The organism is Peribacillus sp. SIMBA_075 (genome assembly GCF_046534585.1).
Window position 1 is genome coordinate 43,363 of sequence record NZ_JAWRYN010000014.1, and the last position, 12,950, is coordinate 56,312.

A 12,950-nucleotide genomic window follows, 5' to 3' on the forward strand; every position below is an offset into this window, starting at 1 on the left:
GATAAACATTGTTGAGAGCCAATTCTAATTGGCTCTCTTTTGTTTGTGCTCATTTGCCCATGTTTTCATTATTACAATAGCAAAAAATATATTTCCACTATTTTTTGCTATAAAGTGGCTATACATTTGTAAAAGTTCTATATGTAATAATTTTGCTTGTTATTCAATTCTTTAAAAATGAGAGCTATTCCTTGGTCAAGTTTTTGTATATTTGTATTGGACACGTTTATCTTTACTATTTTTTCCTGGTGAAAACCATCTATATAATTTTGACCTATCGTCTCTACCAGTACTTGTTGATTTTGTAAGTTTTTGATGAGGTGAGCACTATTTAAACGATTAGGCAGTACGATATGAGCGTTCATACATATGGATGATGGGCGATAAAAGCCTTGAGCAGAGTGCTTTTCTAGAGCATCATATAGCAATTTTGCACGCCCTAGATAGGACAGACGTACTTTGTTTCTATGGCGTTCAAACATACCGCTCTTTATATAGATTTCCAAGGCTGCTTGTGAAATCATTGAACTATCAATATCCGCTGTTCTTTTATATAGTTGAAAGTTGACCGCTAATGGTTTAGGCAATACGGCAACACCTATGCGCAATCCTGGAAACATTATTTTAGAGAAGCTTTTTAAATAAATGACCATGTGATGAGTATCCCCGGAAAAAATGGGGTCTACCTTCATATTCTCTTCGAAATCTGCTAAATAATCATCTTCTACAATATAGACACCATATTTTACAGCAAGTTTTAGTATCTCTTCTCTGTCCTTTTTAGAGTAAGAAGTCCCTAACGGATTATGGAAACGGGGCATCGTATAAAAGAATTTAATTTTCTGACTGCTGAAAATCCGCTCTAATTCCCCAAAATCAATACCTGCTGCTGTTCGTTGGATTCCTAGCACGGAAATCTTGTACGCTTTCAATTGCTCCACAAACAGATGATAACTAGGCTGTTCAACAAGTATATGGGTACGTTCATTAGGAAATGGGATGAACGTTAATAAGGAAAGGGCTTGTTGCACGCCAGAAGTAATGAAAATCTGTTCTTCTTTTGCGAAAACCTGATACTGCTCTAATTGTTTTTGTATCACTTTAATTAAAGAGGGTAGTCCTTTTGGGGTGCCATAGATAAACAATTCTTGCTGATAGGTATCGATGGCTTTGTTGATACAATGTTGAAAGTCATGATAGGGAAATTGATGCCAAGAGGGGGCGGAGGTAACAAAGTCGATTTCCGCTGTTGGTTCACTTTTACCATCAAATTCTTTTTGCACGACATAATATCCACTTTTAGGAACCGCGTAGATTAAATGCCTCTTTTCCAATTCTTGCAGGGCTTTCAAGACTGTACTTTTGCTACATTGATGTTGTTCGCTTAATCGACGAATCGATGGGAGTTTAAAGCCCGCTTTGAGCTGTCCATTTTGGATCAGAGATTCAAATTCATCAAACAAAGCTTCGTATTTTAACATGAATTCCTCCTAAAAACTGTACCGTTACAGATGCTTCTTATTTGTATTGTATCGTAGTGAAGCTTTTAATACGATATTAACAACCGGCCGGGTGTTGAAAAGGAGGAATTACTTAATATGCCAGAACAAAAAAAGCCTATTTTGCGGCGATACTATATGCTTTTATTATTGGATTTTCATTTATTTTCACAAAAATATCATTAATGGAAGCGAGTCCGCTAGATATATTGGCACATAGATTTACGATGGCTTTTTTGATCGCGATAATTTATAAGCTGTATAGGAGGACATCAGTGAAAATGAGTGCAAAGGATACTTTGAAAATTCTTCCGTTGGTGCTCCTTTATCCAATTTCATTCTTTACCTTTCAAGTGTTTGGTCTCGTATATATCTCATCTTCAGAGGCGGGTATTATCCAAGCGACCATACCAATTTTCACGTTATTATCAGCTTCATTATTTTTGAAAGAATATGCGGGTAAAAGTCAAAAATTTTTCCTTTATTTTTCAGTGATGGGGGTCATCTTTATCTTTGTCATGAATGACTTGCAACTTGAGGCTCATAGTTTGAAAGGAACGATCCTGATCTTATTATCCTCAATTGCTGCCGCTCTCTATAATGTGGTAGCAAGGACATTAACAAAGCAATATTCACTATTTACGTTAACTTATGTGATGACGTTCTTTGGTTTTGTTGCTTTTAATAGTATGGCCATCATCAACCATATAATTAATCAATCAATTAGTAGCTTTTTTTTACCCTTAACAAGTAGTTCATTTCTTATTTCAATCGTATATCTTGGTGCTTTATCGTCACTGCTTACTGGTTTTTTATCAAACTATGCATTATCTATATTACCTGCCTCTAAAATGAGCGTTTTTAGTAATTTAGCGACATTGATTACGATCATAGCTGGGGTAATTTTCTTACATGAAACCATTCACTATTATCACGTTGTAGGTGCAATGATTATTCTTGTTGGTGTAATCGGCACGAACTATTTTGGTGGAAATCGGTCAAAGCATATTAGTAAAACTATTGCCGAGCCATTGATGAAAAGGGAGGTAAAGTGAATGAATAAATATGTGTTGTTACTCTTGATTAGTGGTATATGGGGATCTCAATTCTTCTTTATTGCATTAGTTATAGATGATGTTGGGGTTATTACTTTGTCAGCCATCAAAGCATGTATCGGTGGTATCTGTTTATTCTTCATTGGTTTTTTCTTATCAAAAGAAGAGCGCAGAGTAAATAGGAGTTTTTATAAATGGTATATAATCATTGCGGTTTTCGAAGTTGTACTGCCATTCGCGTTTATTGCACAAGGGCAGAAAACGGTGCCTAGCAGTATCGCAGCGATGCTGATTGGAATGGTTCCTGTCTTTACCATCCTCTTTTTAATAGCATTTTTCAAAAGAAAAAGCACAAGGGGGGAGATTAGAAGTATCCTATTCGGGTTTGCAGGTATTGCTTTCCTATCCTGGCCAACACAAGGATTCCAAGACTTTTTTAACAGTATTCAGGGTAGTATCCTATTGATATTGGCCGCCATGAGTTTTGGATTATCATTGATTATCATGGAGAAATTAAACGAGGGGTCTTCCGTTATTCATATGAGAAATGTATTACTGATTGCCAGTGCATTTCTAATCCCCATGTCCCTTTTGTTTGAGCAATCTTTCAAATTGGATATAGAACCATCTCAATCCATCTACTTAGCGATTTTAGGCATATTCCATGCGGGTGTTGTTTACGCATTATTTAATAGGCTGATTCGGCAAGAAGGCGCTTTATTTACTTCATTTAGTAATTATATAGTGCCTGTCATCGGAATGATTTTAGGCTTTTACTTTTTACATGAAGCCCTGTCTATTCATCAATTGATTGGAATGGGTATAATTATGATGTCATTAGTTTTTTTAGACAAAAAATTAATGAAAAAGTTGATAAGAAAGTAGTTTTTTATATGCTCTGGTCCATAGCTTTGTACAAATAAACGCAGTACTTTTAGAATTCGTAAAAATGGCGATGCGAAAGTGGTTAAAGGGAGGCAGGTTTAATTTATCTTTGTAAGATGGAATGATTGATAGAGATAGCAAAAGAACTACAAACTTTTTTATGATAACTAGATTCTATATCGACGCTATTAAGTACTTCAATTATTGTAGAAGAAGCATCTACTGAGGTTTAAGCAGATGCTTCTTTTACTGAAAAGTTATTATCGCAACCAGCAATAAATCCTTATGTTTTTATTTATTCTGCATTAGATAGTGAAGATTTTTTCTCCATCTTCATTATAATAAATCCACTCCAGGCAAACATTAAGGATGCAAGATAAAAGATGCTTCCAATCGTTAAAAAGTCGACTAAATATCCGGTTGCAATCACGGCAGCTGCAGCACCAATGGATGTCCAAACATGGTAGTTTCCAATTTCCTTACCCGCAGTTGTTTTCTTAACATACCTTGCAAGTACCGTTTTTTCAGTATTTTTTTGAACAGCCCCAAGAACCCCCATAATAATCTGCAGGAGATAGACATGCCAAATTTCATATGCGAGAGGAAAGGCAAGAAGGATAAGTGCCATCCCCCATGAATAGATAAGGAGAAATGCTTTGTCACCGGCTTTATCCGTTAATTTTCCGATTAAAGGGTAACTAAGTGCTGCAGTCAGTGAGAATATGCCATATGCCCATCCGAATTGCGAATAGCTGGTACCTACATTTTTGATTAGCAAAATATAAAAAGGGAAGATCATGCTGGCAGCCATTCCAACAGTGCCTTGGTAAAAAACGAAACGTTTATAATTCATGGATGGTACTCCTCATAGAAAAGATTCATGAAGCGGTTATCAGGATCATATTTCTTTTTTAATTGAAAGAATTCCTTAGTGCGCGGATAGGCTTCAAATAATTGTGTCTTGGTTGGATACCCATAATAGGGCAAATAGTAGCTGCCATTATGGTCAAGCGTCACATTGATCATGTCGCGGATGACCCTTCCCGTATTTTCCTTACTTTCGTTATCTGTCCCTTGATTGATGAGCATTACTAGAGCGAACATATCATCTTTGGCATAGGACATGAGTGATTCATCATTATGTTCCACATAACGAATTGTAATATTTAATAAATTAAAATCTTTTTCATCGAATAAAGTTTTTCTTAGATCATCGATATAATCAGCAAATTGATCAATCGGAACGAAGTATTCTTGCAGCACTTCAGTTTTGGAGGGATTGCTGTAATCCATAAAGGCAGAATCCGACCGCATCACATTGTTCCTGGAAACCAAGTTACCATCAATATTGGCCGTGTAAGTCTCCTGAGTTTCCCAAAACCTTTTTTTACCCCAGTCATTATAACGCGATAGACCAAGAAAGAATTTAGGCACGGCAACGATCGTTTCCCGTTTGAGAGTATTGTAGTTTGATAGCTGTGCTTGGTCATTTGCCCTATAATAATCCGTTACATACATTTCGTCCAAATAGGAGCCAGGAGCAACAGATATTCTTGCCAGATGCATTTTGACATCATCGTTTTGAAGAACGTCTCTTTTAAAATACGATGTATATTCATCATAATGGAGTGATTTAGTTTTAATTTTATAAAGTTCGTCATCGGTAAGGTGGAGTGTCACATCAAGTATCACTCCAAATAAACCGTATCCGCCAATAACCGAAGAGAAGAGCTCAGGATTTTCTTCGCGGCTCACCGTCAGGATTTGTCCTTTCGCGTTAAGCAATCTAAAAGATTCCACGGTTTCTATCAAGGCATGATGACGGATATCGCGGCCATGGACATTAACGCTCAAAGAACCGCCTATGGTAAAAATGTTTTGGGATTGACTGACCTTCAGTGCAAGTCCATATGGGTTGATATATCTCTGTAGATCAGCCCAGGTTGCTCCGCTTTCTACCGTGATGCGTTTTTCTTTTACATCCAAATCAAGGATCTTATCATATTGCTTCATATCAAGCAGGATGCCTTTTGGATATAGTGTCTGTCCCCCTTGGCTATGCTGCATACCGGCAATGGAAATGGGATCATCATTTTTTGCAGCTTCCAAAACGACCTTTTTGATTGCTTCTTCACTATCTTCTGCATTTATCGCTTTCATTTTAACTGGCATCAGCCGGCTGATATCTTCTGCAATAGGGTGGTCAAGCTTGAAATGGAAGGCCTGCAGGGAAAAACCAAATAATATTGCATATAGGATGATAAAGAAAAATCGTTTCATATAACTAGCTTTCGACTCCTCGTTAAAACTGTATGACACTCAAGTGAAATAATAAAAATGTATGAACTTTATAGAATAATGGAGTTACCACACCGTTCAGTGAGATTGCTGGGATTAATATTCATTTAACAGTCAGCTGTTTTATCTAATGCGGACCAGTAAATCACTTTCATTTTCTTCTTCCAGAAAAACAGATCAATTTCCGTATCATCCGGGAAAGAATGGAAGGCTTCGCAATAGTATTCATGGACTTCTGTGAACCCTACTAAAAAAATATCCGATTTTGTTGAAAAGTGTTGGTAAAATGACCCTTTTGACGTGCGGCTTTTTTCACGATTTCGTCAACTGTAACTTTATCATAACCTTTTTCGCTAAATAGCTTTAAGGATATTTTTAAAATTTCTTCACGAGTCTTATCTCCCCTATGCTGTTTCTTTCTTGGATCAATCATGGAAAAATATGCGAGGGATAATTGACAGAATATTCCTGTGTAGTTTAATATCAGACTACAGTCTAGTTAGAGAGCGGATAGTCTATTTAATCTATCGTAAATTATGAATAATCACAACGCTTTCTTCATTTCATTTGGGATATTACGAAAGCGCTTTCGAACGTTCCGGATCATGTATGAGGGGATGTTAATCCAATGAAATCAAGAGGTTTTTCTAAAAATGGGTGAAAAGGGTGGTTAAAGTTTCCTAAAGATCTCTATCCAATCAGTAACTTTCATGAACGAAGGGTTATTTCATCCTGTGGATATGGACTCGTTTAATAATATTGTTGGGTTAATGAATGTAAATGGAGGGGAGGTGGTATTGAATTTGGTGGTCTCGGGATTGAACCAGAGAGTCGGGGAGCAAGGAAAGGTCCGCTATAATCGTATGTTTTTTGGGAAAGGGTAGCTTGAAAAGGGAGGAAATAATCATGAATCATTTCAGTGGTGAAATAGAGAAAAGAACGATTAATAAAACGATGAGACGCATTCTTCCATTTATCTTGATCCTTTATAGCATTGCATACTTGGACAGGGTCAATTTAGGCTATGCTGCTTTACAAATGAACGCAGAATTAGCCTTATCCGCTGAGGTTTTTGGATTGCTTTCCGGTATTTTCTTTATTGGCTATTTCTTCTTTGAAGTTCCAAGCAACATGATCATGCATAAAGTGGGAGCTCGGATATGGATTGCCCGTATAATGATTTCGTGGGGACTTGTTGTCATATTAACAGGTTTTGCGCAAACAACGATGCATTTATACATTCTCCGTTTTTTATTAGGTGTCGCCGAAGCTGGATTTTTCCCTGGTATAATTTTGTATTTAACATATTGGTTCAGGGCCCGCGAAAGAGGACGGGCAACAGCGGCCCTGCTTTTAGCCTTACCGATTGGCGGATTGATTGGTGCACCTGTGTCGACATGGATTCTTGACAATATTTCCTGGTTCGGTATGGCAGGGTGGAGATGGATGTTCATCCTTGAAGGCATTCCGGCCATTATTATTGGAGTTGTTGTTGTTTTCTATTTAACTAATAGGCCCACTAACGCTAAATGGTTATCTAAGGAAGAAAGCGTTTGGTTAGAAGGGGAGTTGAGTGCTGAAAGAAAAGTAAGCTCGAAAATAAATAAAGTCACTAAGCTTGATATGCTGAAAGATTCGAAAATCTGGAAGTTGTCACTTTTTTATTTCGCTGGGTACACATCTATCTATGGATTGTCATTCTGGATGCCAACCATCATAAAATCTTTATCGGAAAATGCAACAACCAATTTAGAAATAGGCTGGTTAGCGATGATTCCTTCGTTAGTCGGTATACCTGCGGTTATATTTGTTGGCTGGAATTCTGATCGGACGAATGCACATAAACCACACTTGCTTGTTTGTCTCCTGATAGCAGTTACCGGATTTATCGGGTGCGGCTTTTCAGATGGTGTCTTTATGATGGTGCTGATGTTAACGATTACATCATTCGGGTTATACGGTTTCAGTGGATGCTTCTTTGCTTATATGACATTTTTCTTCACTGAGTCCACTGCACCAGTTGGCATAGCCCTAGTCAATTCATTTGCAGCATTGGGCGGTTTTGTAGGACCGATGATTCTTGGAACTGTTGCCTTTACTCAAGGTATGTTTATTTTATCAGGATTACTTGTGATAGGAGTCATCACTCTATTATCATTAAAATTGTCAAGTGCTCCAGAAGAAAACACCATTAAAGAAGTTGAAGTCAATATTAATCATTTATAACAGATCTAACTGAAAACTAAAAAAAGAAACATCATTGGAAACCACAAGTTTCTATGGTGTTTTTTTAATATTTTCATATAGTTATACCGCTAATAACGTGTTAGATATGGTACCTTCCATGGATATAAAATAACGTTTGGGCATGTCAAAATTAACCTAATCGCAGGTTCTGCTTAATATGACTTGTTTGAAGTATTCGGCGGGATTAGAATGGAGATTAGATACAAGTTACTTTGTAAAGGCCAGGGATTCCTTTTCTTTCAAAGGCTGACTTCATATTTATATGATGAAAGGAATATGAAGTGGAAATGGGGGGATGTTGTGGAAATTCATTTGGTGGCAAAAGATGAGATTGAGGCTCAAGGAATTCGTTGGATAGTCGAGTCGCACCTAACGGGAGTTAGACTTATCTTATGGAAAACGATTGAAGAATTTGAAAAGGGCATTCGTAATCAGCAACCGGAATTCGTTATTTTGGATATGGATATTTGGACGGATGAAAGTGAGGCGATGGGTGTTTCGTTAAAGCGGAGGGGAATTCGATGGTTAGGCATTTCATCTGAGCGAATCTTTCAAACAGCTTATCGGGCCTTGCGTTTTCGTGCGGAAGATGTCCTATTCCGTCCTTTTTCTTCAGCGGATTTGGTAAAGCATATCCAACAATTGCGTTTTCAATTGAGAAATGATCAAGGTCTTTTCTCGACAGACGCCATGCATGATGAGAAAACACTTGATATTGGTTATCCTGATTTCTTCTTGACAGACCGGAGGCATGAAAGTCGAATAACCATGGTGGCATTTTTGACACCTGATAACAAGACCCTTCCTTTAGTTTATGATAAACTGCAACGATATTCTTTTACTGGTAAGAATCAAATCTTCGCTTTATCGGATTTTATTTTATGCGTCCAGGAAACAAAGGAAACTGATGTATATAAGGAAGAATACCAAGCGTTCCTGGCCCACTGGAAAGAAAGAATGGATGAGCCTCTTGCTATCATAATAAAAGCGGCAAATCCTGATGAATCTTTAAAAAGGATGTACCAGCAAACACGTGAATTTACAAGACAAATCTTTTTCGATGGATATGATATCATTTTAGCCGAAAGTCAACAAACTTCGCCTCAGGAGATGGATCCATTCCTCACTCCCCTTGAACAAAGACTTTGGATAGAAATGCTCGAAAGACGGGATGCAAAAGCCATTAGGAACTGGATCGAACGTGAATTCCTTACTTTTCAACAACCATACCCTGACCCGGAAATCGTTCGTATTCGCCTTACAAGCGTACTTGCGCAGATCCGTAGGCATATGAAATCATATAATTTGCAAAATGCTTCACTAGAAGCAATATACTATGACGTATTTCAGCAAATCGTCCATAAACCAGTCATTCATCAAATAGTAAAAGAGCTGCATGCGTTCACCACCCATTTACTTCTGCAGGATCATGGGCAATTACAGGAAGGAGCTCGTACACTTAGCGAAAAAGCAAGAGAGCTGATCGAGTCCAACTATTGGGACGCCCAGTGGAATCTAGCGACCTGTGCAGATACTCTGCGTGTCAATAAAAGCACACTCAGCCGTCGTTTTGCGGCTGAATCCGGCGAGTCTTTTCGCAATACGCTGCATCAAGTTCGAATTAGGGAAGCTAAACGCTTATTAAAGGAAACGGATTTATCATTGGAGGAAATCGCACAATTAGCCGGTTATTCACATCAAACCTATTTCAATGCCAAATTCAAACTGCTTGAAGCTTGTACACCATCAGCTTATCGGTCTGGATTATAAAAAAGGACGATTCAGTTATATTGAATCGTCCTTTTTTTAAATGTTAATACTATTCATAAAAAAGTAAAGTTAACTACAAAACTTTGATTTATTTTATAAAATAATCATTAAATTATAATAAATTATTCTGAATTTTTCATATAGAATGAAAATATAACAAAAACAAGGGGGAAATAAAAATGAACACGATTACAAACAAGGTTATCCGCTATACAGGTACTGATTTGCATACGAAAGGATGGCAACAAGAGGCAGTGCTTAGAATGCTGATGAATAATCTGGATCCTGAAGTCGCAGAACGTCCAGAAGATTTGGTGGTATATGGAGGGATTGGGAAAGCAGCTCGTAACTGGGAATGCTTTGATGCAATCGTCAAATCACTAAAAGAGCTTGAAGAAGATGAAACTTTATTGGTCCAATCAGGGAAACCGGTGGCCATTTTTAAAACGCATACGGATGCACCACGTGTCCTGCTTGCAAATTCAAATATCGTCCCGGCGTATGCGAACTGGGAAACATTCCATGAACTTGATAAAAAGGGATTGATGATGTATGGGCAAATGACAGCTGGTAGCTGGATTTATATTGGTTCGCAAGGTATCGTTCAGGGTACTTACGAGACATTTGCCGAGCTTGCTAAACAACATTTCAATAACTCGTTAAAAGGCACCATTACTCTAACTGCAGGTTTAGGCGGAATGGGGGGGGCACAGCCGCTAGCAGTTACGATGAACGGTGGTGTCTGTATCGGGATCGATGTTGATGAGACAAGAATTGACAGGAGGATTGAGACCCGTTATACCGATGTGAAAACGGATTCTTTGGATGAAGCCATTCGTTTAGCTAAAGAAGCAAAACTTGCTGGAAAAGCTTTATCTATCGGTTTGATTGGGAATGCGTCCGATCTTCTTCCTGAAATGATCGCAAGGAACTTTATTCCGGATGTCCTGACTGATCAAACTTCCGCCCATGATCCGCTAAATGGATATACACCTTCAGGTTTGTCTATGAAGGAAGCTGCAGAATTACGGAATGCGAATCCGGAAGAGTATATTAAACTCTCTAAAGCTTCAATGGCCAAACATGTAAGGGCGATGCTTGAAATGATGGAAAAAGGAGCCGTGACGTTTGATTATGGCAACAATATCCGTCAAGTTGCGAAAGATGAAGGGGTAGAGAATGCTTTTGACTTCCCGGGCTTCGTTCCAGCTTATATCCGTCCACAATTTTGTGAAGGTAAAGGTCCATTCCGCTGGGTGGCTTTATCTGGTGATCCAGAAGACATCTATAAAACAGACCAAGCGATTTTACGCGAATTCGCTGATAATGAACATTTATGTAACTGGATCAGGATGGCTCAAGAAAAAATCCAGTTCCAAGGCCTGCCGTCCCGCATATGCTGGCTTGGTTATGGGGAGCGCGCCCGTTTTGGTAAAATCCTAAATGATATGGTTGCAAGCGGTGAATTGAAGGCCCCGATAGTAATTGGGCGTGACCATTTGGATTCAGGCTCTGTTGCTTCGCCAAATCGTGAAACGGAAGCCATGAAGGATGGTTCGGATGTAGTAGCTGACTGGCCGATCTTAAATGCAATGGTGAATGCAGTGGGCGGTGCAACCTGGGTTTCCGTACATCATGGCGGCGGCGTAGGAATGGGTTACTCCATGCATGCAGGCGTTGTAATTGTGGCAGACGGAACCAAAGAAGCAGGAGCAAGGATTGAGCGAGTGTTGACAACGGACCCTGGGATGGGCGTAGTGCGTCATGTTGATGCAGGGTATGAACTGGCAGAGGAAACAGCCCGTGAAAGAGGAATTAATATCCCAATGCTTAATAAAGGAATTGATAAACAATGAAAAAACCAATTTGGATAAAACATGCCACTCAACTTGCTACCCTTACATCTGATAGGAAAGGTCCTCGTTCCAAAGAGGCAATGTCGGAGCTGGGGTTGATTGAAGATGGAAGCATATGGATGGAATCTGGTTTGATCCAAGCGATCGGTACGACCAAGGAATTGGAAGAACTCTATGCAGATAGAATGCATGAAGCTGAAGTTTTCGATGCTTCTGGCCATTTAGTGACGCCAGGGCTAGTTGATCCCCATACGCATGTTGTATATGGCGGGAGTCGTGAGCGTGAATTTGAAATGCGTCTTGAAGGTGCAACATATATGGACATAATGAACGGGGGCGGGGGCATTCATGCAACAACCCGCATGACCCGGGAAGCAAGTGAAGAAGAGTTGATGGAACAAACCACAAGGCGTCTTGATTCGTTTCTCGCTCATGGCGTGACTACAGTAGAAGGTAAAAGCGGTTACGGAATGAATTTGGAAACTGAGTTAAAGCAATTGCGGGTGATGAAGAAGTTACAGGAGGAGCATCCGATTGACCTTGTTCCTACTTTTATGGGAGCCCATGCAGTTCCAAAGGATTATAAAGGCCGTGAGGATGAATTTGTCGACCATTTGATAAATGATATGCTTCCAATTGTCTCTGAAGAGAAGCTTGCTGAATTCAATGATGTATTTTGTGAAAAGGGGGTTTTTACCCCTGAACAATCAGAGCGTATTTTAAAGGCGGGAAAAAAGTACGGTTTGATCCCTAAAATTCATGCCGATGAAATTGAGCCATACGGTGGAGCAGAACTGGCTGCCGAAATAGGAGCGATTTCAGCTGAACATTTATTAAAGGCTTCCGAAGAGGGGATTCAAGCTATGGCTAAGTCAGGAACCATTGCCTGCTTGCTTCCAGCCACAGCTTTGTATTTAAGAGAAGATGCGGCTCCAGGACGCCGAATGGTTGATGAAGGTGTAGCGGTTGCCATTTCGACTGATTGCAATCCTGGATCCTCGCCGACGACTTCTATGCCTCTTGTCATGAACCTGGCATGCATCTCGATGCGGCTTACCCCTGCTGAAGCACTAACGGCGGCAACATACAATGCTGCTTGTGCAATCAACAGACAAGAAAAGGTAGGTTCGCTTGAAGTCGGAAAACAAGCCGATGTCGTTTTATGGAATGTAGAAAACTATCAGGAATTGCAATATTTATTTGGAGTTAATCACGTTAAGTCCGTATGGAAAAAGGGTGTTCAAGTTGTGAATGATAGAGTGAAGGCTGTATCCAAAAGCCTGACTGGTCTATAAAATTCACTAAAAGAACAGAGCCATACCCATCGCCAATCATTTGCT

Annotated in this window: 9 protein-coding genes and 1 pseudogene; 6 read left to right on the plus strand and 4 right to left on the minus strand. The window is 39.2% G+C overall.

Going from position 1 to position 12,950, the window contains the following annotated elements; all coding sequences use genetic code 11:
- Positions 1-137: 137 nt before the first annotated feature.
- Positions 138-1,481, minus strand: a complete 1,344-nt coding sequence (locus tag SB775_RS12755; RefSeq protein WP_410861809.1) for an aminotransferase-like domain-containing protein — start codon at positions 1,479-1,481, stop codon at positions 138-140.
- A 116-nt stretch (positions 1,482-1,597) separates the two neighbouring features.
- Between SB775_RS12755 and SB775_RS12760 the strand changes: the two are divergent.
- Both SB775_RS12760 and SB775_RS12765 read left to right on the plus strand, forming a co-directional pair.
- Positions 1,598-2,554 (plus strand): annotated as a pseudogene (locus SB775_RS12760) (DMT family transporter); the annotation flags it as partial.
- Complete coding sequence (locus tag SB775_RS12765) at positions 2,555-3,439, plus strand: DMT family transporter (protein ID WP_410861810.1); 885 nt, start codon at positions 2,555-2,557, stop codon at positions 3,437-3,439.
- A 295-nt stretch (positions 3,440-3,734) separates the two neighbouring features.
- Here the strand turns inward: SB775_RS12765 and SB775_RS12770 are convergent, their stop codons facing one another.
- From SB775_RS12770 to SB775_RS12780, 3 genes are all read right to left on the minus strand, one after another.
- Positions 3,735-4,292: an MFS transporter gene (locus SB775_RS12770; RefSeq protein WP_410861811.1), complete on the minus strand. Its 558-nt coding sequence runs from the start codon at positions 4,290-4,292 to the stop codon at positions 3,735-3,737.
- Entirely contained in the window at positions 4,289-5,719 is a 1,431-nt protein-coding gene (locus SB775_RS12775) for an FAD-binding oxidoreductase (protein WP_089363136.1), read from the minus strand. Before SB775_RS12775 ends, SB775_RS12770 begins: the two co-directional genes overlap by 4 nt.
- A 265-nt stretch (positions 5,720-5,984) precedes the next feature.
- Positions 5,985-6,170, minus strand: coding sequence for a TetR/AcrR family transcriptional regulator (locus SB775_RS12780; protein WP_410861812.1), 186 nt, complete (start codon positions 6,168-6,170; stop codon positions 5,985-5,987).
- Between the two features lie 473 nt (positions 6,171-6,643).
- Between SB775_RS12780 and SB775_RS12785 the strand changes: the two genes are divergently transcribed.
- The 4 genes from SB775_RS12785 (at position 6,644) to hutI (ending at position 12,905) form a co-directional block, all read left to right on the plus strand.
- Entirely contained in the window at positions 6,644-7,963 is a 1,320-nt protein-coding gene (locus tag SB775_RS12785) for an MFS transporter (RefSeq protein ID WP_410861813.1), read from the plus strand.
- 297 nt (positions 7,964-8,260) lie between these two features.
- A complete protein-coding gene (locus SB775_RS12790) occupies positions 8,261-9,754 on the plus strand; it encodes a helix-turn-helix transcriptional regulator (RefSeq protein WP_410861814.1) in 1,494 nt (497 codons plus the stop codon).
- Positions 9,755-9,933: 179 nt separating this feature from the next.
- On the plus strand, positions 9,934-11,610 hold the full coding sequence (gene hutU / locus SB775_RS12795) for a urocanate hydratase (protein ID WP_410861815.1): 1,677 nt from the start codon (positions 9,934-9,936) through the stop codon (positions 11,608-11,610).
- Positions 11,607-12,905 carry an imidazolonepropionase gene (gene hutI, locus SB775_RS12800; RefSeq protein ID WP_061462848.1) on the plus strand — a complete coding sequence of 433 codons (1,299 nt, stop codon included), beginning with the start codon at positions 11,607-11,609 and terminating at the stop codon, positions 12,903-12,905. The genes hutU and hutI overlap by 4 nt, the downstream gene beginning before the upstream one ends.
- Positions 12,906-12,950: the final 45 nt, after the last annotated feature.

What these genes read in the sequence shown, in the direction of transcription:
- SB775_RS12755 (WP_410861809.1), bottom strand. Translation starts at nt 1,481, where the DNA reads ATGTTAAAATACGAAGCTTTGTTTGATGAATTTGAATCTCTGATCCAA.
- SB775_RS12765 (WP_410861810.1), top strand. Translation starts at nt 2,555, where the DNA reads ATGAATAAATATGTGTTGTTACTCTTGATTAGTGGTATATGGGGATCT.
- SB775_RS12770 (WP_410861811.1), bottom strand. Translation starts at nt 4,292, where the DNA reads ATGAATTATAAACGTTTCGTTTTTTACCAAGGCACTGTTGGAATGGCT.
- SB775_RS12775 (WP_089363136.1), bottom strand. Translation starts at nt 5,719, where the DNA reads ATGAAACGATTTTTCTTTATCATCCTATATGCAATATTATTTGGTTTT.
- SB775_RS12780 (WP_410861812.1), bottom strand. Translation starts at nt 6,170, where the DNA reads ATGATTGATCCAAGAAAGAAACAGCATAGGGGAGATAAGACTCGTGAA.
- SB775_RS12785 (WP_410861813.1), top strand. Translation starts at nt 6,644, where the DNA reads ATGAATCATTTCAGTGGTGAAATAGAGAAAAGAACGATTAATAAAACG.
- SB775_RS12790 (WP_410861814.1), top strand. Translation starts at nt 8,261, where the DNA reads ATGAAGTGGAAATGGGGGGATGTTGTGGAAATTCATTTGGTGGCAAAA.
- hutU (WP_410861815.1), top strand. Translation starts at nt 9,934, where the DNA reads ATGAACACGATTACAAACAAGGTTATCCGCTATACAGGTACTGATTTG.
- hutI (WP_061462848.1), top strand. Translation starts at nt 11,607, where the DNA reads ATGAAAAAACCAATTTGGATAAAACATGCCACTCAACTTGCTACCCTT.